19 protein-coding genes, 5 tRNA genes, 1 other RNA gene and 1 riboswitch are annotated in these 25,638 nt (G+C 65.2%); of the genes, 16 read left to right on the forward strand and 9 right to left on the reverse strand.

Annotated features, from left to right (window positions below):
* The first annotated feature begins 96 nt into the window (after positions 1-96).
* Both EA187_RS10565 and EA187_RS10570 read left to right on the forward strand, forming a co-directional pair.
* A complete protein-coding gene (locus EA187_RS10565; RefSeq protein ID WP_115604099.1) occupies positions 97-597 on the forward strand; it encodes a hypothetical protein in 501 nt (166 codons plus the stop codon).
* Complete coding sequence (locus tag EA187_RS10570; protein WP_127780247.1) at positions 594-1,292, forward strand: hypothetical protein; 699 nt, start codon at positions 594-596, stop codon at positions 1,290-1,292. The genes EA187_RS10565 and EA187_RS10570 overlap by 4 nt, the downstream gene beginning before the upstream one ends.
* On the opposite strand, the gene EA187_RS10575 is transcribed toward EA187_RS10570, so the two are convergent.
* Positions 1,237-2,361, reverse strand: a complete 1,125-nt coding sequence (locus EA187_RS10575; RefSeq protein WP_164856187.1) for a matrixin family metalloprotease — start codon at positions 2,359-2,361, stop codon at positions 1,237-1,239. The genes EA187_RS10570 and EA187_RS10575 overlap by 56 nt on opposite strands.
* A gap of 2 nt (positions 2,362-2,363) precedes the next feature.
* A complete protein-coding gene (locus EA187_RS10580) occupies positions 2,364-3,407 on the reverse strand; it encodes a SurA N-terminal domain-containing protein (RefSeq protein WP_115604102.1) in 1,044 nt (347 codons plus the stop codon).
* Positions 3,408-3,634: 227 nt separating this feature from the next.
* Here EA187_RS10580 and EA187_RS10585 point away from each other — a divergent pair, with 227 nt between their 5' ends.
* On the forward strand, positions 3,635-5,101 hold the full coding sequence (locus tag EA187_RS10585) for a vWA domain-containing protein (RefSeq protein ID WP_127780249.1): 1,467 nt from the start codon (positions 3,635-3,637) through the stop codon (positions 5,099-5,101).
* A 161-nt stretch (positions 5,102-5,262) separates the two neighbouring features.
* Positions 5,263-6,141, forward strand: coding sequence for a PHP domain-containing protein (locus tag EA187_RS10590; RefSeq protein ID WP_127780250.1), 879 nt, complete (start codon positions 5,263-5,265; stop codon positions 6,139-6,141).
* A 76-nt stretch (positions 6,142-6,217) separates the two neighbouring features.
* On the opposite strand, the gene dinB is transcribed toward EA187_RS10590, so the two are convergent.
* Complete coding sequence (gene dinB, locus EA187_RS10595) at positions 6,218-7,273, reverse strand: DNA polymerase IV (protein ID WP_115604108.1); 1,056 nt, start codon at positions 7,271-7,273, stop codon at positions 6,218-6,220.
* A gap of 199 nt (positions 7,274-7,472) precedes the next feature.
* Here dinB and EA187_RS10600 point away from each other — a divergent pair, with 199 nt between their 5' ends.
* Positions 7,473-9,188, forward strand: coding sequence for a hypothetical protein (locus tag EA187_RS10600; RefSeq protein WP_127780251.1), 1,716 nt, complete (start codon positions 7,473-7,475; stop codon positions 9,186-9,188).
* A 425-nt stretch (positions 9,189-9,613) separates the two neighbouring features.
* Here the strand turns inward: EA187_RS10600 and EA187_RS10605 are convergent, their stop codons facing one another.
* From EA187_RS10605 to EA187_RS10615, 3 genes are read right to left on the reverse strand one after another with little or no spacing between them, the layout of a single operon-like run.
* On the reverse strand, positions 9,614-10,288 hold the full coding sequence (locus EA187_RS10605; RefSeq protein ID WP_127780252.1) for a hypothetical protein: 675 nt from the start codon (positions 10,286-10,288) through the stop codon (positions 9,614-9,616).
* On the reverse strand, positions 10,278-13,895 hold the full coding sequence (locus EA187_RS10610) for a CehA/McbA family metallohydrolase domain-containing protein (protein ID WP_127780253.1): 3,618 nt from the start codon (positions 13,893-13,895) through the stop codon (positions 10,278-10,280). The genes EA187_RS10605 and EA187_RS10610 overlap by 11 nt, the downstream gene beginning before the upstream one ends.
* Before the next feature lie 33 nt (positions 13,896-13,928).
* The gene (locus EA187_RS10615) at positions 13,929-15,413 is read right to left on the reverse strand and encodes a porin (protein WP_127780254.1); all 1,485 of its coding nucleotides are present in this window, start codon (positions 15,411-15,413) and stop codon (positions 13,929-13,931) included.
* A 376-nt stretch (positions 15,414-15,789) separates the two neighbouring features.
* Between EA187_RS10615 and EA187_RS10620 the strand changes: the two genes are divergently transcribed.
* The 9 genes from EA187_RS10620 to EA187_RS10660 all read left to right on the forward strand — a co-directional run bounded on the left by EA187_RS10620 (position 15,790) and on the right by EA187_RS10660 (position 19,019).
* Positions 15,790-15,872, forward strand: a tRNA-Ser gene (locus EA187_RS10620).
* A gap of 61 nt (positions 15,873-15,933) precedes the next feature.
* Positions 15,934-16,023: transfer RNA gene (locus tag EA187_RS10625), tRNA-Ser, on the forward strand.
* Positions 16,024-16,198: 175 nt separating this feature from the next.
* Positions 16,199-16,272 (forward strand) — tRNA-Arg (locus EA187_RS10630).
* Between the two features lie 222 nt (positions 16,273-16,494).
* Positions 16,495-17,007, forward strand: a complete 513-nt coding sequence (gene tadA / locus EA187_RS10635) for a tRNA adenosine(34) deaminase TadA (RefSeq protein WP_241250191.1) — start codon at positions 16,495-16,497, stop codon at positions 17,005-17,007.
* Positions 17,008-17,011: 4 nt separating this feature from the next.
* Positions 17,012-17,098, forward strand: a tRNA-Ser gene (locus EA187_RS10640).
* 40 nt (positions 17,099-17,138) lie between these two features.
* Positions 17,139-17,225 (forward strand) — tRNA-Ser (locus EA187_RS10645).
* 64 nt (positions 17,226-17,289) lie between these two features.
* Positions 17,290-17,380, forward strand: an RNA gene (ffs, locus tag EA187_RS10650) — signal recognition particle sRNA small type.
* Between the two features lie 113 nt (positions 17,381-17,493).
* Positions 17,494-17,725: riboswitch (cobalamin riboswitch) on the forward strand.
* A 155-nt stretch (positions 17,726-17,880) separates the two neighbouring features.
* The gene (locus tag EA187_RS10655; protein WP_127780255.1) at positions 17,881-18,348 is read left to right on the forward strand and encodes a hypothetical protein; all 468 of its coding nucleotides are present in this window, start codon (positions 17,881-17,883) and stop codon (positions 18,346-18,348) included.
* Positions 18,345-19,019 (forward strand): hypothetical protein, encoded by a 675-nt coding sequence (locus tag EA187_RS10660; protein ID WP_206524256.1) that lies wholly within the window; start codon positions 18,345-18,347, stop codon positions 19,017-19,019. Before EA187_RS10655 ends, EA187_RS10660 begins: the two co-directional genes overlap by 4 nt.
* A 101-nt stretch (positions 19,020-19,120) precedes the next feature.
* Here the strand turns inward: EA187_RS10660 and thrS are convergent, their stop codons facing one another.
* Positions 19,121-20,935 carry a threonine--tRNA ligase gene (gene thrS, locus EA187_RS20405; RefSeq protein ID WP_164856188.1) on the reverse strand — a complete coding sequence of 605 codons (1,815 nt, stop codon included), beginning with the start codon at positions 20,933-20,935 and terminating at the stop codon, positions 19,121-19,123.
* A 318-nt stretch (positions 20,936-21,253) separates the two neighbouring features.
* On the opposite strand from thrS, the gene EA187_RS10670 reads away from it, so the two are divergent.
* Positions 21,254-22,216: a thioredoxin domain-containing protein gene (locus EA187_RS10670; RefSeq protein ID WP_127780356.1), complete on the forward strand. Its 963-nt coding sequence runs from the start codon at positions 21,254-21,256 to the stop codon at positions 22,214-22,216.
* A 53-nt stretch (positions 22,217-22,269) separates the two neighbouring features.
* Here EA187_RS10670 and EA187_RS10675 read toward each other — a convergent pair whose 3' ends face one another.
* Positions 22,270-23,058 carry an Ig-like domain-containing domain gene (locus EA187_RS10675; RefSeq protein WP_127780257.1) on the reverse strand — a complete coding sequence of 263 codons (789 nt, stop codon included), beginning with the start codon at positions 23,056-23,058 and terminating at the stop codon, positions 22,270-22,272.
* On the reverse strand, positions 23,045-24,346 hold the full coding sequence (locus tag EA187_RS10680; protein ID WP_127780258.1) for a hypothetical protein: 1,302 nt from the start codon (positions 24,344-24,346) through the stop codon (positions 23,045-23,047). Before EA187_RS10680 ends, EA187_RS10675 begins: the two co-directional genes overlap by 14 nt.
* Before the next feature lie 399 nt (positions 24,347-24,745).
* On the opposite strand from EA187_RS10680, the gene EA187_RS20800 reads away from it, so the two are divergent.
* On the forward strand, positions 24,746-25,534 hold the full coding sequence (locus tag EA187_RS20800) for an OmpA family protein (protein ID WP_115604128.1): 789 nt from the start codon (positions 24,746-24,748) through the stop codon (positions 25,532-25,534).
* Positions 25,535-25,638 lie beyond the last annotated feature (104 nt).

Genomic DNA, 25,638 nt, shown 5'->3' on the forward strand with positions numbered 1-25,638 from the left:
CCTGCGGTTGCCTGACCCACCCCCTGCTGTTATAACTCCGTGCTGTCCACAGACTTTCGCGCGACGTGTCGCGATATCCATTTTAGGAGATACCCCATGAAAATCGCTCGTTTTTTCGCCGTGTTGCTGGTCACGCTGTTGCTCTCGTCGGTCGCAGTCGCTCAAGGGGCGGTGCAGAATGAGGAGTTCGGCGTGTCGGTTACGCCGCCGAGCGCCTGGGAAGTCAACGCCGATGATGACAAGGCCGTCGCCAACTTCAAGCACGCTGAAACCAGCAGCCAGATTCAGGTCATCGGCACCAAGTTGATGAGCCAGGATGTGGCGGACGTCTTCTTCAGCACCTTCCACAAGACGCTGACCGAGTCGAGCTTCGAGCAGCAGAGCAGCGCGGCTTCGACCATTGGTGAGCGTGAAGGCAAGCTGAGCAGCTACGCCTACACCCACTCCGGTCAAACCGTGAACGTGCTGGTGTTTGAGTTTCTGCGCGAAGGCACCGCCTGGCTTGTGATCGGTTACATGCAGGACAGCGAGGCGCAGAACCTCCGCGGCGACTTCGATACGGTGGTCTCCTCGATGAGCTTTGAGGCGGCCGAGTGAAGCTGAGTGTTGCCAGCTTGAGCAGGCCCGCCGCTCTATGGAGCGCGCGGGCCTGTGTCGCTCTGGCGCTCGTGGGGAGCGTCGTGGTGGGACCCGGCTCGGCGCGCGCTCAGGAGGACGAGGGGGCGCTGAGGGAGGGCACACAGCCAGTCGCCCCGCCTCGGGTGCAGCAGGCCGAGGGCCTGTCCCGCTCCTCGGCCGGGCGAGTGGCGCAGGACGCCATCGAGGCCCGGGCCGAGGCGGTCACCCTCGAGTCGATCGGCGCGCGTATACGCCGCCCCTCCGGGTGGGTCATCGTGGCGTCCGGCCCCGGCGCGGTGGCGACCTTTCGGGCCAGCGGCGACAGCGAGGCGCAGATCGAAGTGCGCCTCAGTGGTGAGATCCTGGTGGGGCGCGCCGAGCGCTACGCCCAGAGTTTCCAAAACCAGATCCAGGGGGCGGGCTTTCGGGTGGAGACCGCCGAGCGGGATGTCGTCTTTGGAGGCAGCACCGGCGATTTGATCACCTACGGGGTCGACGCCGATGGCGAATCCTACCGCCTGATGACCTGGCTGCATCACCGCGAGGAGCAGATGTGGGTCTTCTCGCTCTTCTGTCTGGAGGGACGCCTGGAGGCCTATGGCGAGGTCTTTGAAGAGCTTATTCTCGCGATGCAGTGGCATGCGGAGGCCCCCGATGCGTCGGGCGGCGAGTGAGCAGGCCGAGGAGTATGAGCAGGAGGGGGGATGCCGGAATGTGCGAGGGCATCGGCGTGTGGGCGCAGCCTCCTGACGCCTGCTCGGCGTTCGGGGCGGGCGCAAAGGTGCAGACGTGTTCGTCGCGATCCCCGTTGACTGCGCAGGAAAAATGGGTGGGGCAGTCCGCCTCGGAGATGCAGGGCTCCGAGCAGTAGCCGGTGCCGGTGGGCGCGTCGTCGAGCACGCAGAAGCCCGGGCAGTGCATCAGGTCAAAGGCGCAGTAGTCGCCGGTCTGGCCGCGGTGCGGGTCGCACACGCCCTCCTCAACGCAACTGCCGGCCTCGGGGCAGTCGGAGTCGCGGGAGCATTCGCGGCCCTCGGCGGGGAAGAGGGCGCAGAGGCCGAGCTTGTCGTCGGCGCTCAAGACCCGCTGGCGGCCGTCGCGCAGGTAGGCTGCGCTCATCGACGCGGCGTTATGCGCCAGGGTGTGCGAGAGTCCCAGGACGTGGCCGAGCTCGTGGGTAAGCACGGCCTGCAGATCGACTGCGGGGCGCTCGGGCTCGGCAAAATGCTGGAAGGGATCGGGGGCTGAGCGCCAGACGACCAGCGTGCTGTTGAGGGTGATGCTGGCGCGCTCGTCTGGCGAGGCCGCGTAGGAGGTCCAGGCGATACGCCCGGCGTTGGGGCCGGAGCCCGGCTCAAAGTTCACCTCGACCGCCTTTACTTCGCTGGCCGACTCGCCATCCCGCACCTCGGTCTCAAAGGCGACCTGCGCGCAGCTGACCGCGTTCCAGGTGCGCGCCGATGCCGCGATGGCGGCGATGACATCGGCGCGCGCTACGCCCTCGGGAAGCGGGCCTGTGAGGCGAAGGGGCAGCGGAAGGTGTGCGGACTCGGGCGCAAAGCCGTTGAACTCGGCGTGGGTCGAGGGGGGAAGGTCGGCCAGGGGGCGGGGAGGGGAGCTGTCGGTGGCGATCCAGCGAAGCTCGGCCGCCGCGGGGAGGGGCGCGAGCGAAGCGAGCGCGGCCAGTAGCGGGACCAGCAGCGGGGCGTTCACGCGCAGGGCTCTGGCGAGCGCGCCGGACATGGTCATTCTCCCGGCGCGCTGTCTTCGACGCGCTCAATCTCGGCGTGCTCGCGCAGGCGTTGCAGCAGGGCGCGGCGTTTGGATTCGAGCAGTGCGCGGTTGGCGCGCTCACGCAAGAGCGGCTCCACCTCATCGAAATCGCGCACACCGGCCTCACGACGATCGTGCACGCAGTACACCGTCACGCTGCTTCCGTCGGGCGCGGGTACCACGGCACTCTGCGCCGGAGAGTCGCCCTGGCCGAAGAGCCGAAAGCCGGCTGCGGCCGGAAGCTGGTGGCGTTGACGCCAGCCCAGGTCGCGGTGGATGGCCTCCTCGGGGAGCGACTCGGTGTTGCAGTGTGCCCGGCTGATACGGGCGACCTGCTGGCGATGCCGCGCCGGCAGGGTCACGCTGCTCACCCGCACCCGGGCTGCGGCCGGACGTCCGGCGGCCACCCGCGCGTAGATCTCGCGCAGCTGCGCCTCGCTTACCGCCGGCTCAGCGGTGGGTTTTGCGATCGCATCGCCGAGGAGCGTGTGTTCGAGAATCATCGCGTCGCGAACGTCCCGGCGAAAGTCACTCATCGAGAGGTTTTCGGCCTTCAGATAACGCTGAAAGGCGGTGGTGGAGCCGAAATGTTCGTCGACGCGCTCCTCCACAGCCAGATCGATGCGTTTGGGCGAGATCTCCACGGCGGCCTGATCGATATGCTGGCGTAAAAGCTCGTGATCGATAAGGCGGTCGATGACCTCGTTGCGCTTGATCTGGCGAATCGCCGGGTTAAAGGGGCGACGCGCGTGGCGGTAGAGCTCATCGATGCGGTCGAGGCGTCGCTCCACCTCGATGGCGTGGATGGGCACCTCGTTGACCCTGGCGACAACCCGTGACGCCTCCACTCCGGCCGCAGCCCCGGGCGCGTCTGCACCACCCGGGCTCAACGCGCCCGACGCCTCCGCCGAGATCTCGGTGGGGGGCTCGCTTACGCCCGGATCGCAGCCCAGGAGTAGGACCGCCAGCAGCAGGCTCAGCGTCTTCAAGCTCAGGTTGTGCACACGATGCTTCATAGAGGCGTCTTACAGGGAGTGGCCGGGGCTCGCAACAAGGGCGTGTCGCATAGAGAGAATGCCGCTGATCGCCCCGCGCATTCCCCGGCCGGGGGGGAGCACGCGCGCTTCGACGTCAAAAATCTTCGCGAGATTTAGATCCATTGCGCGTTGACCGCGTTTGCACCGGGGAAGGCTTTGATGATCGCAGCTCCCCGGTGGGCTGCCCCGACCGATAAGGAGAGGTCATGAACGCAACGCAGGTCGCATGGATCGTGCTGGGAGTGGTGGTGGGGCTGACGGCGGGGCTTACGCAGGCGCGGCTCCTTCAACATACCGAGACGGTGGTGCCCGCGCTGGCGACAGCCGCTGGCGAGGCGTTGATGACCCCGGTGACGTCGCTTGAGACGATCCCGCCGGTCGACGAGAACCCCACCCTCACCCTTTCGGCCGAGCTGGCCCACACTCAGGTACTCGCCGAGCGTGAAGCCGAAACCTACCTCGATGTGCAACTTCAGGCCGGGCAGGCCCGCGCCGAGCGCCGCCCCGGGCTCAATGTGGCCCTGGTGCTGGATCGCTCCGGCTCGATGGACGGGGAGCCGATGGTGAAGGCGCGCGACGCGGCGATCTCCTTTGTGGAGCGCCTTCAAGAGGGCGACCGCGTCAGCGTGATCTCCTTTGGGGCCGGACCCCGGGTCGATATGCCCTCGACGCGGGTCGATGCGCGCAGTCGGGCGGAGGTGATCGCGGCCATCGAGCGCATCGAGGCGACGGGGGCCACCCACCTGAGCGGCGGGGTGGAGGAGGCCTCCGAACAGCTCCTGGGCGCGCGGCGGGAGGGCTCGGTCGACCGCATGATCGTGATGACCGACGGGCTTCCCACCGCCGGACTGACCGGAGATGAGCAGCTGCAGCGCCTGGTGCGCGGGGTGCGCTCCCGCGGGATCTCGGTGACGACCCTGGGCTTTGGCACGAGCTATAACGCCGATCTGATGGCTTCATTGGCCGAGGAGGGCGCCGGCAACTACAGCTACATCGCCCGCGCCTCCGACTTTGAGCAGGCCTTCACCGAGGAGCTTGACGCCCTGGCCGGCACGGTCGCCACCGGCGTCACGCTCACCCTTCTGCCATCGCCCGGAGTGCGTTTTGAAGAGGTCTACGGCATGCCGGTGGACGTGGGCACGGGGGCGCTGAGCCTGGGGCTGGGCGATCTTCGCGCGCAGACCACCCGCCGGGTGATGGTGCGGGTGACCACCCGCGGCATCCCGCTTGATGGTAAGGCGGCCATCCGCGCCATCCTCACCTACGAGGATCGCGTGGCCGAGCGTCCCGTTGAGAAGGAGATGATCGTGGAGGCTACGACCACCCGCGATGACGTCGCCATGGTCTCAAGCCTTCGCCCCGAGGTGATGGCGCGGGTTCAGGAGGCCATCGCCCTGCGCACCCTGCGCGAGGCCACCCGAGACTACGCCCGCGGCGACCAGGACGGGGCCACCCGGCGTCTGGCCCGCGAGCGCCGTCGCATGGATGAGGCCGCCGCGAAGTTCGGGCTCCCCGCCGAGGCGATGGGAGCGGTCGCCGACGAGGTCCAGAATGTGCAGTTCAAGATGGAGCGGGCCGCGCCGAACTCGGCCGCCGGCCGCTCGCTGAGCTTCGAGCGCAGTGAGCGCGACCTGGAGCTTGAGCGCGGTGAGGCCGCCCCGGGCCGCTTCTGAGCGTGGGGCCGCTGAGGCCCCCGCGCCCGGAGCCCCGAGCCCCGAGCCCCGAGCACCGAGCGCGGAGGCTTGACCCGCCGGGGTTCGGCCCCCAGATTGTGCCGCGTCAGACGCTCTCTGTACGCGGCATGTTTTGATCGTCCCCAACCCTGTGAGGCCCTATGAGCACCCCGAGCTGGCCAGCCGACGGCCCGATGGAGATCCACAGCCACTCCACCGTCAGCGATGGTACCTTTGAGCCCGAGCACGTGGCCCGGCTGATGGCCGAGAGGGGCGTGGCCCACTGGTCGCTCACCGACCACGACACCACCGGTGGCCTGGAGCGCGCGCAGGCCGCCTGCGCCGAGGTGGGCGTGAGTTTTATCAGCGGCATCGAGATCAGCGCGCAGTCCGAAGGAAAGTCCATTCACGTGCTCGGCTACGGCTTCGACCCCGACGAGCCCCACCTCGCCAGTTACGCCGAGACCATGGAGGTCGCGCGCCACGAGCGCATGGCCGAGATGGTCGAGCGGGTGCGCGCTCTGGGGTTGGAGGTCACCCTTGAGGATGTGATGGCGCAGTCGATCCAGGGCAATGTCGGTCGCCCCCACCTTGCGCGTGCGCTGCACGCCCGGGGGCTTGTCGACACCCCTCAGGAAGCTTTTGATCGCTGGCTGCGCGCCGACGGGCCCGGTTATGTGCCCATGGCCTACCTCTCGGTGGATGATGCGTTGGAGCTGATTCAGGGGGCCGGCGGCATGGTGATTCTGGCGCATCCGGGACGCTACACCACCATGGTCGGACACCTGGACCGCTGGCGTGAGGCGGGGCTCTTTGCCCTGGAGGTGCGTCACCCCTCGCACGACCTGGCCACCGAGCGCCGTCTGGTCGACGTGGCGCAAAACTACGGCCTGATGATGAGCGCCAGCAACGACTGGCACGGAAGCCTCCCCGACGACATCGAGCGCCTGGGCCGCGTGAATTTCAGTCCAACCTGGCGAGACGCGTTTTTCGATCGTCTGGCGCAGACGACCTGGGCCCATATCCAGGGCTGGCGCTGACCGCCTCACCTTCGCTTTCGAACCCTTTTTCGACCCGCGCTGACTTCTCCCGGCGCGGGTCTTTTTGATCGACACGCTAGAAAAAAAGTTCGAGCTGCTGGGGCAGATGGTCGTAGTCGTGATCCAGGCGCACCCCCACGCCCAGCAGGCGCACCTGACGCTCGCTGCGATCGAGGGCCTCGGCCAGTAGCGGGGCGTAGCTCTCAAGTGTGGGTTCGGTGAGCTCGGCGCGCTCGACGGTGGTCTGACGAAAATCGTCGAATTTCACCTTCACGAAGAGCGCACGAATCGGCGGGCGCTTCTTTCGGCCCAGACGCCGGTGCAGGCTCTCGACCAGGGCGGGCAGGCGCGCGGTGCACGCCGCCAGGTCGGGAAGGTCATTGGCGTAGGTGTTCTCCACGCTCACGCTTCGCGCGATCCGCTCGGTGCGCACCGGGCGATCGTCGATGCCCCGGGCCAGCTCGTAGAGGCGTTTTCCGCGTTTGCCAAAGCGACGGATGAGCTCGGCGAGCTCAATGCGCTGGAGGTCACCGCAGGTCTTGACCCCCATGTCGTGGATGCTGCGCGCGGTGACCTTGCCCACGCCGGGGATGGCCTTAACGGGAAGCTCCTGCATAAACGCCCCGATCTGATGGGGGGCGACCACCGCCTGGCCGTCGGGCTTGTTGATCTCGCTGGCCACCTTGGCCAGAAATTTGTTGATCGACACTCCGGCCGACGCTGTGAGTCCGGTCTCCTCGAAGATCGCCTCGCGGATCGCCCGCGCGCACAGCGTCGCGCTGCCGCTGTGGTGCGGGGTGTGCGTCAGATCGAGAAAGGCCTCATCGAGGGAGAGCGGCTCGATCTGGTCGGTGTAGCGCTCAAAGATCGCGCGGATCTTCTGACTCTCCTCCCGGTAGACCTGCATGCGCGGCGGCACGATGATCAGCTGCGGGCACAGGCGCATGGCGTAGGCCGACGCGATCGCCGACTTCACCCCGAAGGTCCTCGCCGCGTAATTCGCCGTCGCGATCACCCCGCGGCGCTGCGGATCGCCGCCTACCGCGATAGGGCGACTCCGAAGTAGGGGGTCGTCGCGCATTTCTATGGCTGCAAAAAAGCAGTCCATATCGACGTGAATGATCTTCCTCATGGCCTCTTTCGCCTTACTCTCGGCCGCGCTCCGCGTTGGGAGGGGCTCTGCGCCCCCTTTTGTAACAGGCTTGAAACGCTTGAGAAAATCTTAACTCCCCCTTTGACAAGTCCGCGCTCTTTTCTCTATGAGGGCCGCGGACGGCAGGTCCACCCCTCACACTCTTTTCCATCCAGAACATCCTATCGGGAGGTCGTACATGCAGTACGTCAATCGCAAGTCCCTGGTTGTCTCGCTGGTTCTTTCCCTCGCTGCCTGCGGCGGCTCTGAGATTCAGGCCGAGCCCGCCCCGGAGCTGACCATCGAGTCGATCGAAGCCGGCGACGTCTGCGCGTCGGGCGGCATCATCGTCTATGTGGACGGTGTGGAGAGCGCCACGGTCTGCAACGGCACCAACGGCAACGATGGCGTTGATGGCACGGACGGCGTCGATGGTACCGATGGCGAGCCGGGCACCGACGGTGTCGATGGCGCCGATGGCGACGCTCCCAACGTGGTGGTTGAGGCGATTGAGCCCGGCGGTGTCTGCGAGGCCGGCGGTCAGGAAGTGCGCGTGGAAGCCGCCGACGGCACCGTGCTCAACACCGCCGTGATCTGCAACGGCGTCGACGGCATCGACGGCGAAGCCTCCTCCCCCACCGTGATCATCGGCGAAGCGCAGTCCTGCGACTTCGGCGGCGTCTCGGTGACCATTGGCGACGGCGACCCCTTTGAGGTCTGCAACGGCGCTCCCGGTGCCGATGGCGCAGCTCCCTCGGTCAGCGTGGGAAGCCCCGCCAACTGCGACTTTGGCGGCGTCTCGGTGACCATCGGCGACGCGGCCCCCTTCGACGTGTGCAACGGCGCTCCGGGGGCCGATGGTCAGCCGGGCGCAAGCCCCACCATCGATGTCACCCCCATCGCCGCCGGCGGTGCCTGCGCCGATGCCGGTGGCTACCTCATCACCATCACCGACGCCGCCGGCGCGGTGGAGACCGCCACGGTCTGCAACGGTGCCGACGGCGAAGGCGGTGGGACGACCAACCCCGATCCGGTGATGACCATCAGCGAGTGCATGATTGTCACCGACGCGGTGACCACGCCTGAGGGCACCGCGGCTGACGCCGACGGCCTGGTCAGCGTGGAAGTCGATGGCGTGGGTACCGACGTACCGGCGACCTTCGTGGCTGAGCTGGGCTACGGTGATGTGGGCGCCGACCCGGGCACCTGGACCTACTCCGAAGGCATCGCCGACGCCACCGGTGAGCTCCTTGGTGAGTTCGGCACCACCATCGCCGCCGGCGACTACGGCTTTGTCTGGCGCGTGGCGCTCGACGCCGGCGACGCCTGGACCTACTGCGGCGTGAACGGCGTGATCGGCACCTTCACCCCGGCCGACGCCGGTACGTTGACGGTGACCGGCCAGACCGGCGGGGAACTGGTGACGGTTGCCGCGTGGGACTTTCAGGCCGGGCTCGACGCCATCGAAGGTACGGGAAGCGGTGAGTTTTTCCGCAATGGTGTGACTGAGACGTGTGACGTTGTCTCGGGTGGGCAGTGGCGCTGCTCCGGGTTCACGGGCGGGGCCGACTTTTTTGATGTCGACGGTGTGACGCCTCTGGTTGATGAGTATTTCCGGTTCGAGGTCAACTTCACCAGCTTCAGCAACATCAGCATGGTGGCTAATCTTCGGGCGACCAACACCGGGCCCCGTAAGTTGCAGTTTGCCGCAGAATACGCCGATGGCTCGCTGGTTTTTGCTGACTTGCCCTTCGTGAACACCTCCGGGGACAGCACGATCACGCAGACGTTCGAGTTGCCGCCCACAGATGGTACGGCAGGGCCGGTTGCCTATCGTGTGTATCCCTATGACGCGGGTGCAACGACGGGGAACATTCGCTTTAATGAAGTGACCTTCTCCGGCACCGCGCTCTAATTCGCGTGGCACCGGCCTTCTGAAGGTCAGTGATTGAAAACCCCGGCGAGTCATCGCCGGGGTTTTTTGATCAGGTTTTTCGTTCTGGGAGGGGGTCGGGTTTGGGGGGAAAGGGTTTTTGAGAGGTCGCCAGGCCTGAAAACCGGGAGGTTTCTGGCGGGAGAGGGTGTTCAGCCCCCCACGGGCCGGGAGGTTTCTGGTAGGAGAGAGGGTGGGACACCCCCTTGAGCCAGGAGTGGTCTGGCTTCGGAGGCTTAGCGGAGCTCCGAGGTCAGAGGGCCTCTGGCTCTGGAGGCTTAGCGGAGCTCCGAGGTCAGAGGGCCTCTGGCTCTGGAGGCTTAGCGGAGCTCCGAGGTCAGAGGGTGTCTGGCCGGGGAGGGGGTCGGACACCCCCCCGGGCAGAGGGTGTCTGGCCGGGGAGGGGGTTACTCCGCCGGCGCTTCCGAACCGTCGTCTCCGAAAAGCGCGTCGGCGGTGGCCACAAAACGCGCCTCCACCTCCTCGCCGGCCCGCAACACCGAGGGGAGCGCACCGGGGCCGCTCTCGGCGTCGGCCGGGATCAGCGCGCCGCCGGGCAGGATATGCAGCTCGCTCTCAAGCACATCACCCTTGAGCGCGCGCACGATCATGGTGCGCGTGGCCTCCACCTCAAGCTCGGGCAGGGCGTAGCTCATCATCGCCGCGGCCGCCACACGCCCCTGGCGCACCTCCACCTTGAGCTCGGGCTGGCCGGTGCGCGGGCGCTCTCCGGGGAGCTCAAACTGCAGCCCACCGAGCATCCGCGGCAAGAGCGCGCGGCCGGCCAGATCGGCCTCGGGGCCTTCGAGCTTGCCATCGCCGTTGACGTCGAAGCGGGTGAGCAGAAGCCCGCTGCGCGCGCCCGGGGCCTCGGTGTAGAAGAGGGCCACGTCGACACGATCCTCAAAGACCTGCACGAGCACCTGACGCTCCGCGCCGATCTCATGGGCGTAGGAGGGCGAGGGGCCGAGGGTGAGGCCCGAGAGTAGACACAGGCCGAGAGCCAGCCGGAGCGCCCCGGTGGCGCGCCGGCTGGAGGGTGGGATGGGGCCACATGAAAAACATGAAAAATTAATGACCATGGCCCCAGTGCTCGAAGATCAGGCGCACGTCGCGCAGGTCGCCCTGGGTGCGATCGATGGGCGTATGATGCTCATGCAGGTGCAGAGGGACGCTCTTGGCGTCGAGCCGTCGCTCGCCGAAGGGCACATAGTCCCGCAGCGCGCCGGCCATCTGCGCGGCCTCGAAGGTGCCGTCGACGCAGCGGGACGGGGCAGGGTTCGGGGGCTCAAACTCCGTGCGGCCCTCGCCACTGCGATCGTCGATGACCCAGATGGGGTTGGTAAAGGCCAGAGGGCGAACCTCCCCGGTCTCGGTGGGGCTTAAGCCTTCGACCGCGCCGCCAAAGCCAAAGGAGCCGGCCAGCGAGCCCAGCGCGGCCTCGAAGTCCACCTGGGGAATCTCCTCGGGCATCACCACCGGGAAGAGGTTGGTGTCGCCGGAGGCCTCCATCACAAACCAGGTGTCGCCGTCGAGCTCCAGCGTCACCGAGTCGCTCCAGCTGCCCTCCTCGCCAAGCTCAATCGTGCCCTGGTAGACGACCTCCCCGTTGGCCACGATCTCAAAGCGCTCCACGCCCACCCAGTCGGCGGCGTGGGCCTGCAGATCGAGGGTGATCTCACCGGTGGTGCTGGTCACGGTCGAGCCCAGGGGCTTGCCGCCGACCGACATGGCGATGAAGGGGCCGTTGGTGACCACGTTGTTATGGTTCTGCAACGCGTCGACGAGCTGATCGGGGGTCATGGCCTGGGCATCGTTATGGCCCACGTAGAAGTAGTTTCGGGGGTAGCCCGGCTCCGGATCGCCGGCGGAGGCGGCCGAGTGGCTGTCGGAGTTGCCGGTGGCCGTGTAGCGACGGTAGGTGCCGTCGGGGCGTCGGGTGTTGAGGAAGGTGTACCAGTCGTCGAGCCCGCCGGGGTAGGCGACCTCATCGCCGTCACACAGGATCACGCCGGCCTCATCCGGGAGCGCCTCGTACTGCTCCTCGGTGAGCTGGTCGACGATCTCCTGCGGAAGATCCACCTTGTCGACCGGCATGCGGTAGTGACGAAGCAGGTGCACGCGCTTGCCGTTGTAGATCTCGATGGCGTCAAAGTCGTCGGAGAAAGTGGACTCGTAGGTGCCGTCGTCGTTTCGCCGCACGAAGGCCGGACCGTTGGGGCTGGAGACCGTCGCGATGATCTTGTCGGTTCCCTCGGCGGTGTTCACCGGCAGATCGGCCACGCCGGTGAGCGCGTTGACGTAGTGCTGGTTGAAGTAGCCGAGCAGCGAGTCGCGGGGGTGGTTGACCTGCACGATCGTACGATCGGGGCCGAGGCTCCCGAGCTCGCGCAGCGCGTCAAAGATCTGCTGCGGGGGAACGTCCTGCCAGGCCATCGAGCCGCGGTTCATCGAGGTGATGTCCTGGCGCAGCGGAAACGCGTTGAAGTGACCGGCCTCAAAGGTGGTCAGCTCCAGGCCCACGATCGAGCGCAGGAAGGGTTGAAGGTTGTTGCGGTAGATGTAGGGCATGTAGTCGGAGATGAAGTTGTGGTCGGTAGCCACGACCACGTCGACGCCCTCGGCGGCCACGCTGATGACCCGCTCGTTGTAGTCGAGCCCGCTGTCGATGGAGCCCTGGGCGTGCATATGGAAGTCGCCGTTGAGGTAGCCTTCGACCTTCATCTGGTGCTCGATCGTGGCCTGCACCCGGGCGATGCCGCCGGTGGTGACCTCGATGGCCTGGCTGAAGAGGGAGTACTCGGTGCCGCGTGAGACGTAGGCGGTGTAGTTGCCCGGGCGAAGGTTGATGTGCGCGCGGCCGTCAGCCCCGGCGAAGGTGATGCCCTCGATGTAGCGGCGGGGCGCGGTGTCGCCCTCCTCGTAGTTGGCGAATTCGCTGGTGCGCCACGCCTCACCCACCTCCAGATCGAAGAGGAAGTCACGGGTGGTCTGGCCGGGCTGCGGCGCGTATTCGCCCACGATGGTGAGCTTGGCGGGCACCGGGGAGCCGGACTGATCGACGACGACGAGCTCCACGCGGCCCGAACTCGGGGCCTCGGCACGCAGGTTGAGCGGCTTGCTTCCTACCTCAAAGCTCTTAAAGCCCGAGGTTTCGCCGCTGGCGCGCACCCGGTGGCAGTAGCGTCCGGCGGGAAGCGAAAGCTGGAAGTAGCCGGCCTCGTTGGTGAAGACCTGATTAAAAATACGCGGGCGTGCGCTCTCGGTGGGCGTGCACGCCGCCTCCAGCGAAGCCGCGCCCTCGATGCCTTCGTAGATGAAGACCTGGGCGTGTTCGCCAGCCGGCTCGCCACTGAAGGCGTCGAAGACACGGCCTTCGACGCGCACGGTGTCTTCCTGGCGGATGCGGTAGAGCTCATCGCGCAGGCTGGCCACATCGCCATCGCCCAGGATGAAGTAGTTGGTGAATTTGAAGCGATCCGGGAACTCCGCGCGCTGGGCCACGCAGGTGTCGTAGCGTTCCAGGCATTGCTGGCCCAGTTCCTGGCAGTCGCCACTCTGGCAGTTCGCTTCGATCTCGGCGCAGACCTGGGCCGCGGGGCGCTCCGGATCGCAGAAGGAGGGGGCGAGCCGGGTGGGGAGCTCGTGGGTGAAGACCCCGCCGAAGCCCGAGGCGTAGAAGAGGAAGAGCATGTCGTAGGGGTCGGTCTGCCCGCCGTAGGCCTCGTTCTTATTAAAGACGAAGTTCGACTCGGGGGCGGCGGCCGAGGCAAAGCCGTAGCTCACACCACGTTCGCTGGCGGTGGCCACCAGATCGGTGATGTGGCCCGGAAAGGCCGGCAGATCGATGGGGCGCTGGTAGACCTCTTCGAGCCCAAAGCGCAGGTCAAAGCCCATCTCCGGCAAAAAGATGCTGTTGAGCGCGCCCATCCCCAGGACCATGCCCGTGGGCACGGTGAAGCCGTTGAAGTTGATATCGGGCAGAAACGCCCCGAGCGCGTTGACGATGTCGCGGTTGGGGAAGGTCAGCGAGGCCTGGGCGTTGTTCACAAGCTCGGCCTCCACTTTGACGTGGCGCGCGCCCGGCTCAAGGATGTAGCGGGTGGTGAACCCGACCAGGGGCACCCCGTCGGACGTGGGGATCTCTCCACGCAGGGCATCGGCCAGATCGGCCTCATAGGCGTTGACCATGGCCTGGTTGAAGAAGCGCAGCATGGTGACAAACTCCCCGCCACGCCCGCGCACCTCGATGATCGCCGCCTCGCCATTGGAGCCGTCGTTGACGACCACGATTGCTTCGGGGTCGACGACCTCCAAAAAGAAAGCCGGGAAGAGCTCACCGAACGCGTCGCGCCCGCCACCGCCGAGGGGATCGCCCTGGGCTTCGGGGCGCTTGAGGTCAGCGTCGATAAGCGATCCCCCAAAAATCCCGGAGCCGCGGTTGAAGGTGCGATCCTGGATGACCAGGCGGACCTGGTCGTTCTCCAGGATCCAGTCGCCGACTTCGCCCAGGGCGGTGGGTCCGCCGATGAGCTGGGTGCGGTGGGTGATGCGCTCGGCGCTGGCGTAGGGGGCGGGCCCCTCGTCTTCGCAGCCGCTTAAGGCGAAGCCTGCGGCGATGATGGCGAGGGTCGCCAGCGCGCGGAGCGCGCCGGCGTTGCGAGTGCGGGTGGGGTGGGTCGACAGCATGTTCAGATCACCGGGAATGGGGGAGGGCGCGTCTTACCAGCTGAGCTGAAGGAGCAGGTCGAGGCGGTCGTTGTCGAGGCGGCGCGCGTCCTGCTCGGTGGTCAGGGTGTAGTTGGCCAGCACGCGCACCGGGTAGGTGGGCGCGTTATAGTTCAGGCCGATGGTGTGGTAGGTCAGCGCGTCGTTCTCAAAGATCACACTGGACTCGCCGCCGTAGCTGCTTGACGGGTCGTAGCTGGCCAGACGGTAGGCCGGCTGCAGGCCGAAGGGGGCCTGGTAGGCGAGCTGCACGGAGTAGCCCAGCGCGCTGAGCTCCGGGTCATCTGGGAGGTCGGGGGAGTCCACACTGGAGGCCACGACGTTGGCCAGCAGCGAGGCTCCGAAGAGGTTGACCTGCAGGTCGGCCGTCCAGCCCTGACGGACGCGGTCGACGCGGTTGGGCTCCTCGCCGAAGGTGTCATCGTTGTAGAAGACGGCGCTCCCAAGCGCGATCTCATCGCCCCAGTGCAGCATCAGCCGCCCGAAGTAGGCCAGGCGATCGTTGGCGTTGAGCGAGGCGTTGGGGCCGTTGCCATTGGTGGCGGCCAGCGCGTAGCTGATGCCGGGGCCCTGATCCTCTTCGCCGCCGAAGAAGTAATCGCCGCGCAGCTGCACGCCGACCTGGCGGCCGGCCGAGAGGCCGTCGACGTTATACCCCTCCACGTTCTGCACGCCGCGGTTGGCCACCGATCGGTGCACGAAGAGCAGGTTGCCCGTCGAGATCAGATCCTCGACATCGAAGGGGGCTTTGAACTGGCCGACGTTGATCTCCAGAAACTCAAAGGGCGCATAATAGGCGTAGACGTCGGTCATGCGCAGCGCGAGTGCTTCGACCGGGGAATCCTGCCGGGTGCGGACCAGGCGGCTTCCGGCGTCGAACTGGAAGACAAAGCCCAGGCCGTTATCCATCTGCCCGGTGGTGGTCAGGCGAGCGTCGGCCATGGTGAAGCCGTCGTTACGGCCGATGAGCGCGACGTTGGGATCGTTGCCAATGGCGGTGTAGCCGGCGCGGATGTAACCGCCCAGACTCAGTGTCCAGGGGCCGGCGAAGGAGTCATCATTTCCGGCGATGACCACGCCGCCCGCAGGGGCCCGAGCAGGGGAGAGCGCCACGGTGCCCACCGGGGGCTCCTCGGGGCTGAGCTCGTCTTTGACCTCTTCATCGCTGAGATCGACCTGCTGGGTCTTGAGGATCGTGACCTGGTGCTTCTCGCGATCCTCCGTCGGGTCCACACGTTCGCCGGGCATCACGTCGCGGCGCGCCTCGTCCTCGGCGGCCTGCTGGGCCTGGCCGACGGCCTCATCGGGCGTGGGGTCGTCCGAAACGGCTTCGGGATCGCCCTCTCGCACGTCGGGCGAGTTGAGGTCGTCGATCACGCGCTCGTCGGGGCTATCGGGCTCCTGGGCCCACACGTCGGTTGCAGTGAGGAGGGAGAGCGCGACGATGGCCATCGCCGCCCTGGACTTCATACGCACCATGATCAGGGCCTCTGCACAATCAATAGAAGGGAATCACATCGCGCCACGCGCGCTATCTGAGATGGCGGCCGCGTTCCTATGAGATTCGGAGAGTCGCTGCGGGCGCGCCGGGCTGGAGAAACCGCATCAGATGTACACCACGCCAAAATGAGCGTCCAGCCACCGGATCTCCTGCCGAAGCAGCGCCGGGCGTCGATCCGTGGCCTCTGCCTGGCCAACGCGTCGCGGAGAAGGAATGCCGGGGCATTAATAGGAGCGAGAGCGGCCCTCAGAGAGCGATGTGCAAAATTTTTAAAAAAGCATCTTGACGGAATCTCTGTTCCGAGTATTCTCCCGACTCCCTGACGAGGCCCAGCCCGAAAGGGGGCCGGCTCCAGGAGGAGTGGCCGAGCGGTTGAAGGCACCGGTCTTGAAAACCGGCAAGCGCAAGCTTCGTGGGTTCGAATCCCACCTCCTCCGCTCTAAAAAAGAAAGATCCTGCTTGCAGGAAGTTGTTTGATAAGTGAATAAGATTGAGTGCGGAGAGGTGGCCGAGTGGCTGAAGGCGCTCCCCTGCTAAGGGAGTATACGGCTTAAAACCGTATCGAGGGTTCGAATCCCTTCCTCTCCTTTTCGACTTAAGTCTGTGCTGGCACAGGACATCAAAAGTAACTGACGATGACCGCTTCACCGCCTCGCAGAAAAAATAAAAAAAGTCGAAAAAGAGCTTGCAAGACCGAAAAGGCGGTGTTAATAAAATGACCACGCCGGGCGGTACAGAAACACCGGCAGCAAGCACATAGCACGCACCTGTAGCTCAACTGGATAGAGCAATGGTCTACGGAACCATAGGTTGGAGGTTCGAACCCTTCCAGGTGCACTTTGAAACGCTCTTAGTTCCTAAGAGCGTTTCTTTGTTTTCGGAGTGCGGCACCGCAAGTCAACGTTGACGCCATGTCTGCTGCATCGAGAGCAAACTGAGCTGTGTTGTAAATCCTCGACGATGCTAAAGCATCGCCTGCGGTTTACGCCTTGCTCAGTTCGCTCTCGATATCGCATCCAAAGGCGGCACCATTGTCTCACGGCGCCATAGGGTCTTACATTGGCACGAAAGAAAGTCGACAACATCTTTATGATGCAAGCTCTGGAAGAAGCGGAGCGCGCACAGGCTGAGGGCGAAGTCCCGGTCGGTGCAGTCGTCGTTCATAAAGGCCAGGTCATCGCTCGCGGCTTTAACCGGCGCGAGAGCTGGCAAGACCCCACAGCCCACGCGGAATTGATTGCGGTGCGACGCGCCGCAGAAGCCCTGGGCAGTTGGAGACTCCATGAATGTACGGTCTATGTCACTCTGGAGCCCTGTCCGATGTGCGCGGGAATGTTAGTTAACGCGCGTGTAGGTCGGGTGGTCTTTGGAGCGCGAGACCCGAAAGCCGGCGCGATGCGCTCGTTGTTTGCGATGGGTGAAGATCCTCGATTGAATCATCGGATTGAGGTCAAAGAAGGTGTCCTGTCAGCAGCCTGCGGGCGAGTTTTAAGTGAGTTTTTCCGCACGATTCGCGAGAAACGTAACGCGGCGGTAATAAAAGATGATTCATCAACACAAGAATCATCTTAAGTGCGGAGGGGTGGCCGAGTGGTCGAAGGCGCTTGATTCGAAATCAAGTGTACCTTCACGGGTACCGTGGGTTCGAATCCCACCCCCTCCGTTTGTACGCTCTTAAAGATCTCGCAGGTTGAGATCTTTCTGGAGAGGTGGCCGAGTGGCTGAAGGCGCACGCTTGGAAAGCGTGTATACGTTTACGCGTATCGAGGGTTCGAATCCCTCTCTCTCCGCTCGACACAGGTGGCCGGTTGACGGTTTGCCTGATGCCCCGCTAGGGTGGGGCTGTTCGACCCCTGAGCGGCCAGTGCGACCGCTGGCCTGGCACCCCGTCAGGTCCGGGAGGAAGCAGCGGACCAGGTTCAGGGTGTGCGCTGGCCGCTTGAGGGTCGAGCAGTTCGCAAAGAATAAAGAATCCCGCGACATCTCGTTTGAGGTGTCGCGGGATTTTTTTTGGTTCAAAATTCGGCGTGTTTCGGCCTCGTGACGCTTGTCGGCGAGTTCGATTGACCCGGTACACGTCCCGGTGCTAACAGGGCCGGGCTCGACGCGGCAGGAAGCTGGTGTGACACCAGCGCTGCCCCCGCAACTGTGATCGGTGATGAGCGCGTAAGCACGCCCGGCCTGGATAGGCCGGCGCAGCTAAACCCACTGAGGCTTCTTAACGCTTCGGGAAGGGCACGCGTAAAGAAGATCCGAGAGCCAGGATATTGCTGCGTGGAGAATTACCCCCAATCGCTTCGGGAAGGCAGCGAGAGGAACGCAGCAGATCCGGCGCGCGCGCGTCGATCCTCGATGTCGTTGGCCTGAAGGCCGGGGCGTTGAGTCGGGGTTGTCCCGCTGCCGACCTTCGATCGCCATCCGGAGCATGCTGTGATGGAGATCGAGATGAAGACGCTTAAAAGTCGGGCGGATTTGATGGCGCTGGTGCTGGCGGCGAGCCTGTCCTTTATGGGCTGTGGCGAGACCGACGAGCCGGCCGACTGCGAGGGCACCAACTGCGAGGTGCCCGATGATCAGCAGGAAGGCATTGAGGTGGCCGGCGAGTGGGCGACGAACTTCGGCGGTCAGGAGACGATCACCGAGGAGGTCTGGGGCCCGATGCTTCTGACCGAGTACGACAACACCGAGCGCGTGGCGATCACCCAGAACGCCCCTGACGCCGAATACGGCCCCAACACCTACAATGTGATCGTGTGGACTGAGCTGGTCGATGACTCGTTCTACTACTGCATGGCGGCCTTCGATCAGCAGACGGTCGAAGAGGCCCGCGCGATCGAGGCTGACGCTGACGCCAGCGATCCGGAAAACGGCGGCTGCGGCGGCTTCTCCTGGACGAAGATGACGCGCCTATGATGAAGCGAATCCATCATGGTCTGCTCGCTGCCATGCTCGTCACCGCCGGGGGGGCGGTGGGCTGTGGCGAGGCGGTCCCGCCGGTAGATGCTGCACCCTGGTGGGAGGGGCTCCCTTACGCCAGTGAGATGGTTTCGTTTACGCCGGGTGAAGGTGCCGGCTATGGCGAACAGGCGTTGCCCGACGTGGTGCTGGGGCCGCCGCAGGGCAAAGGAGAGCTCGCGGCGTCGCTCGATGTCTTGAGCCTTGGAGATGGTGGGGAGATCGTGCTGGGCTTTGGCGATCGCGTCATCGTCGACGGTCCCGGTGCGGACTTCGTGGTCTTTGAAAACCCTTTTTACGCCGATGGCGATCCCGAGCAGGTTTTTGCCGAGCTGGGCGAAGTCTCGGTGAGCGAAGACGGGGAGACATGGGTGCATTTTGCCTGCGACTCTACCCCGGACGATGCTCCCCCTTATACGGGGTGCGCCGGCTGGACGCCGACGCAGGAGTACGACGCGTTGGAGCATCCGACGCTCTCGCTTGAGCTCACCGGCGGCGATGGTTTTGACCTGGCGGACGTGGGTCTAAGCCGGGCGCGTTACGTGCGCATTCGGGACCTCTGGGGCGTGGGTGCCACTCCCAGCCAGGGTTTTGATCTGGACGCGGTGGGCATTCTCAACGCTGAGTAAGTTCTTGTAATGATTGAAAAAAAAGGCCGCGCCTCCCGAGGGGGGCGCGGCCTTTTTTGGGGTTCAGACCTCAGCAGATCGCGTTGTCCATCGGGACACCATCAATACCCGCGCTCGGCCATATCTTCGCCGCTCGGGGCGTCTTCGACGATCGTGGCCAGGCCGCTGACCTGCACATCAACGTCGAGGGTGCGGTTGGCGATGCGATCGAGGATCTCCGCTTTGACCTCGGCAAGGGGGAGGGTACCGCGACGGCCGTCCTTGTAGGTACGCAGCGCGACGTTATGCGCTTCGGCCTCGCGTCCGCCGATAACCAGCATGTAGGGGATCTTTTTGGTCTCCGCTTCTCGGATCTTAAAGCCCATCTTCTCGCTGCGATCGTCAACCTCAACGCGTACCCCGGAACGTTTGAGGTCGCGGGCGACCTGCCAGGCGTAGTCGTTCTGATCGTCGGTGATGGGCACGATCACCGCCTGCACCGGGGCAAGCCAGGTGGGGAAGGCTCCGGCAAGGTGTTCGAGCAAGATGGCGAAGAAGCGCTCCAGACTGCCGGCGATGGCGCGGTGGATGACGATCGGGGTGCGCTCGGCGTTGTCGCTGGCGGTGTAGGTCAGCTCAAAGCGGCGAGGCAGCTGGAAGTCGAGCTGGATGGTGGCACATTGCCAGGAGCGGCCCAGGCAGTCGCGCACCTGGAAGTCGATCTTGGGGCCGTAGAAGGCACCGTCGCCCTCGTTGATGGTGTAGGACTTGCCAGCCGCCTCCAGCGCCTCTTTGAGCGCGCCCTCAGCTCTGTCCCACAGCTCCACCTCGCCCATAAAATCTTCGGGGCGCGTGGAGATCTCCACGTCGTACTCCATGTTGAACATGCCGTAGGTGCGCTCGACGAGTTCCAGGAGCATGGAGATCTCCTGGGTGATGTGCTCCTCGGTGGTGAAGATGTGGGCGTCGTCCTGGCAGAACTGGCGCACGCGGGTGGCGCCGCCCAGCGCGCCGGGGAGCTCGTTGCGGTGGAGGTGTCCGAACTCGGCCACCCGCAGCGGGAGCTCGCGGTAGGAGCGCTTCTTGCTCTTGAAGTAGAGCATGGTGTCCGGGCAGTTCATCGGCTTGAGGCAGTAGTTCTGACCGTGGGCCTCCAGCTTGAACATGGTGTCCTGGTAGTGCTCCAGGTGGCCGGACTGCGCGAAGAGATCTTCGTGATAGATCAGCGGGTTGCAGATCTCCTCGTAGCCCTGCTCGGCCTCGATCTCGCGGAAGTAGTTCTGGAGCTCGCGGTAGGAGGTCCAGCCTTTGGGGCGCCAGAAGATCGAGCCCGGAGAGAGGCGGTTGAAGTCGAAGAGTTCCAGCTCGCGGGCCAGTTTGCGGTGGTCGCGGCGTTTGGCCTCCTCCAGCATGAGGAGGTACTGGTCGAGCTCCTCGCGGGTGGGGAAGGCGGTGCCGTAGACGCGCTGGAGCATCGGCTGGTTTTCGTCGCCGCGCCAGTAAGCGCCGGCGACCTTCAGGAGTTTGAAGTTCTTGCACTGCTTGGAGTAGCGCACGTGCGGGCCGGCGCAGAGATCGATAAGCGGGCCGCTCTCGTAGGTGGAGACGGTGTCGCCTTCGATGCCCTCGATGAGTTCGAGCTTGTAGGGCTGGTCTTTGAAAAACTCGCGGGCTTTGTCTTTGTCCCACTCTTCGTATTTGAAGGGGACGTTGGCCTTGACGAGTTTGGTCATGCGCTCTTCGATCTCCTCGAAATCGTCGGGGGAGAGGGCGCGGGGGAGCTCAAAGTCGTAGTAGAAGCCGTCCTTGATGGGCGGGCCAATGGCCAGGCGCGCATCGGGGAACATCTCAAGGATCGCGGCCGCCATCAGGTGGGCGGTGGAGTGGCGGACCCGATACAACTTATCGGCGCGTTTATCGTTGGGTGCTTCCGCCATGGGGCTCTCCTGGGGTAAGAGGTCAATCGTATCGTGAAGGCGTGTTGCGGCAGGTGGGCCGCAGCACAGGGGTTGTGAAGCGCGTCTGAGCGCAGCAGACAGTGACTTAGCCCGAAAGGCTGGCGAGCGTAAAGTGCAGCGAGGGGAAAGTCGACGAGGGAGGGGGCACATGCAGGCGTCGCTTGACGATGCGCGTGTCGATCCCATTGAATAGCCCGGCCCGCGACGATGTTTGAGCCAGTTCCCCCGAGCCTTTGTTCTGAGAAGCCGGGGCTGGCCTGAGAAAAGTAGACCTACAGAGAGCCTGGAGACGAAGTGATGAAACAAAACGAGCGGTTTAAGAAGTCGGCCCTGGTGCTGGCGATGGTAGCCATGGTGGTGGCGCTTTTGGGGTGCGACTCTGGCTCGAAAGAGGACGCCCAGGCTGAGGCGCCCGTGGTGAGCGCCGAGGGTGCTGCGTCTGATGAGGGTGCGGCAAAGGGCGAGGCCCCCGGCCAGGGCGGGGCGGGAGCTCCGTCGGTGGAGTATCCCGGTGTGGATCTCTCGAAGCTCGGAGCTGCCGAGCGCGCTCGCCTGACCGAGATGGCTGAGGGTGAGCTTTGCCCCTGCCCCGACAGCACCGAGAGCCTCAACGCGTGCATGCAGAAGGAAGAGCGTTGTGAGGAGGCCGAGACGGCGTTCACGACCATGGTCACGGCGCTGGCGGAAGGCGCTGGCGAGGACGCGCAGCAGCGTGTTGCCGAGCAGCAGAAGAACGAAGACCGCGTCCATAACTTCGTGCTCGAAGGTGTGCCGGTGAAAGGCTCGGCCGAGGCGGATGTGAAGATTGTGGAGTTTGCGGACTTCCAGTGTGGCTACTGCCGCATGGCTGCCGGCGTGCTCAGCGCGGTGCATGAGCAGCTCGGCGATGACGTGGGCATCTACTTCAAGCAGTTCCCGCTGGGGAGCCCGCTCTCGGATCTGGCCGCGCGCGCGACCAACGCCGCTCATAAGCAGGGGCGGTTCTGGCAGATGCACGACCTGATCTTCGCCAACCAGCAGCAGTTCAACCCGCAGCGCCTTGAGGCTTACGCGCGTCAGCTCGGCTTGAATTACGAGCGTTTTCAGGAAGACCTGAAGTCGCAGGAGATCGGCGCGCTCGTGGCTCGGGATCGTCAGGAAGGTATGGCGGCCGGTGTGCAGGGCACGCCGAGCCTCTTCATCAACGGCAAGCGCTACACCGGTCAGCTCACCCCGCAGGCCATTGTGGCTGCGGTTAAGGCTGAAGCGGCAGCTGAGTAAGGCCGTCGCAAGAGGTCAAAGTTAGAACAGGCGTCATGCACAGGGCGCGCGCGTCAGCGCGCGCCCTGTGCGATCCAGTCCTCGATACGTTCGATCTCATCGAGGCTAAGAGGGGGCGCGTCGCTGTAAGGGGGAGGTTGGACGGTGAAGCGTCGCAGGGGATAGTCGGGCAGGATCTTATGCATCAGGTAGGATTGCGCCGGCTCAAAAGGCATCACCAGGGGAGCATCGACCTGGGTGGATCGGGTCTGTCGAAGAGCGTCGGGTGTGAGGCGAGGAAGCCTCCAGCCGGGATCGTTGTGACAAGCGTTGCAGGAGCGTTCCACGATCGGGGCGATGTCGCTCCAACGTACCTCGGGTCTGTCCAGGGGCGGGGAGCCGGGAAGCGACGCGTCGGTGAAGCGCTCCGGAGCCGGCGTGTCGGGAAAGAGCGGTGCGCCGGTGACGCTGCGAAGATCGCGTGAGGCAAAGAGGGTGTAGCGCAGCCCCTCGATAAGATCGCTACGGGGACGTAGACGCAGCGTTTTACGGGTCATGCGGTAGTCAATGCGCCCGCCGCTGGTCAGACCGCCGGAGCGCAGTGAGAGAGCGCTGTAGGAGTTAAAGGTGCCGGGATCGAGGTAGGCGTTGAAGCGCACCTCGATGGTGGGGCGCACGGCGATGGCGTGTGAGGGGGTGACCTCAACCACGCGCAACCAGTCGTCCAGGGGGGCCGGTCGCGGAATCGGCTCACCATCGGCATCCGTCGGTGGTGGCGGCTCGATAGGGCCACAACTCGCCAGGCCGAGGCAGAGCGTCAGCGTCCCGATGCGGCGGAGCAAGGTAGCGTTATGGCGATGCACGTGGGGTCTGCCAGGTGAGAAGAGTGGTGAGCAGGCCTGCGCCCAGGGAGAGGGTAGAGGCGACGCCGAGCGGAGTGATCGTAGCGAGCTCGGTCAGCGCGAGCAGGGAGGCCGGAGGGGCGATGAGTATGAGGGCGCCGAGCAGGGCGTAACGCGTACTGGAGAGGGTGGTGCGGGAGAGGGTGTCGGGCAAGAGCGTGAAGAGCAGGGCGACGAAGATCAAGCCGGCTGCGATCATGCGGGCGGGCTGGATGCCCAGGAAGGCCAGGAGCGGGTCGGCACCGAGGAGGTGCAGCGTGGACGCCGGAGCGACAAGCAGGGGGAGGACGAGCGTTGCGGCGAAGGCGGCAGCCAGCAGGTCTGCCGGAAAAGGCGGTGTCGAAGGCGAACGCGAGAGTTTGCGCGCAGCGCCCAGGCCCAGCCCGACGAGGGCGACCAGTACCAGAAGCGAGCAGAGCAGGTAGGCCAGCGCGACAAAGCCGCCGGGGGTGTAGGCGCCCATGGCGTAGGGCCAGTCGCTCCACAGCGCGAAACCCGGCGCAGGGAGCTCGCCACGGCCGGCGAGCTCGCGCAGCGCGGCGGCGCCGGGCTCGTGGTGCGCGGGCATGTCTGAGAGCCACTCCGAGCGCCAGGCCAGATCTTGACGGGCCAGAAGCCGCGCGCCCAGAATCAGGCTTATGGCCCCGGACCAGATCAGGATCAACCCCGGCGCACGGGCCAGCGTGAATGCCGGAGGGGCGCCGCGGCGAACCCAGACACCGCAGTCGCGCGAGAGCCACAGGGCAAGGGCCGCCCCGACCAGCGGGGCGACGATAAGCGCCGTGCTCAGCACCGGTGCCCAACCCACCTCCGAGGGGAGCATCAGCGAGAGCGCTCCGGCCGCGACGCCTCCCAGGGTGCTCGCCAGCAGGGCACCCTCCCGGCGGTGGGCGAAGAGGCGCAACGCCATCAGCAAAAAGATTGCGGTGGGCAACAGCGAGAGCGCCCGCAGAAGATGGATCTCGGTGAGCCCGAGGGGCAGTCCCGACACCCCAAAGATCGCCGTGGCTGCCAGGGCGCGCCTCAGAGCGGCATGGAGCCCGAGGGCCGCATCGGGCTTGTCGGGACGGGCCAGGACCACCACCAGAGCTACCAGGGGCCAGAAGAGCGGGGCGCTCTCGGCCTGCGCTGTCGCCAGGGCGATGAACTCGGCAGGCGCAGCGTGACCCACCCGTGCCAGGCCTCCCAACTCCAGGAGGACGGGCAGAGCGAACGCGAGAGTCAACGCCAGAGCACTTGCCAGTCGCAAAGATTGCGTCGGTCCGGTGGCGTCTTCCATAGGCGGCGCAGAGGCATTCACGGCGTAGTTTCGGATGGCGGTAAGGAAGCGGGCGAGGCGGCACGACGCAGGTTCGAGTCTGGTGGATGTTCAAAAGGTGCGCAAGCGGCTGCGATACGCACACGATGTTGCATGTGTTGATGCAACATTTAGCGAAAATTCCCTTGGGTTTGGGGAGAAACTCCGTATATTGCGGCAGTTAAGAGCCTTTGAACGAAGCGGGGCGGTGCAGCCCGCGTGCGGAGCCCGCGTCGCACACGCTCGTTCAGGGTATCGGCAGTGCCTGACCGTCGGGTTCAGGTCGCAAGGGGCTGCCAGTATGTGGATTAAATACCGGTCGTACATGCCGTAAATAAGGAGTCTGTCGTTATGTCGCTTCGACGTATGTTTGCGTTGTTCTCCGTCGCCGCTTTGATCGCATTGAGCTCGGTGGCCTGTCGCCCTGATTTCCCCAACTGCAAGACCGATAATCACTGTGCCGACAGTGAAGCTGGCCAGGCCGAGGGGCGTCTTTACTGCGTCAACGGTCTCTGCCAGCAGTGCCGCACCACCGCAGATTGTGGTGACGCGGGCATGGAGTGCCGCGCGGGTGTCTGCGAAGAGATCCCGGGCTACTGCGTCGGTACCGGCGACTGCCCCGGCAACCAGGTTTGCCGTGACAACCGCTGCGGCCCGGAGTGCCTGAGCAACGACAACTGTGAAGAGGGCTACATCTGTGAAGGTGGCTCCTGCGTGGCCGAGCCGGAGTGCTCCGAAGACGGCGACTGTGGCGAAGGCATGCGCTGCCGCCGCGGCACCTGCGAAGAAGCACCTGTGCAGGTCTGCCAGCTGGAGACGGTTCTTTTCTCCTACGATAGCTCCAACCTCGATGATGACGCGCGCAGCGCGCTTCAGCGTAACGCCTCCTGTGTTCAGGAGCGTGGCATTTCGGTTCAGATCGCCGGTCACGCCGATGAGCGCGGCACCTCGGAGTACAACATCGCGCTCAGCGAGCGACGCGCCCGCTCGGTGCGTAACTACCTGACCTCGCTGGGTGTGAGCAGCTCCCAGGTCAACACCGTCGGCTACGGCGACTCGCGCCCCGTGCGCGTCTGCCAGGAAGGTGGCCCGGAGAGCTGCCACCGCGCCAACCGTCGCGCTGAGTTCAATGTGCGCTGAGTTCGGTTTGGCCCATCCTCGGCTTGTGGCCTGAGGTTGAATCATTAAGGTAGGAGGCCCGCCGCCGACAGGCTGCGGGCCTTTTGCCCTCTGAGCAACGTGAT

The organism is Lujinxingia sediminis (genome assembly GCF_004005565.1).
In the GTDB taxonomy this organism is placed as follows: domain Bacteria; phylum Myxococcota_A; class Bradymonadia; order Bradymonadales; family Bradymonadaceae; genus Lujinxingia; species Lujinxingia sediminis.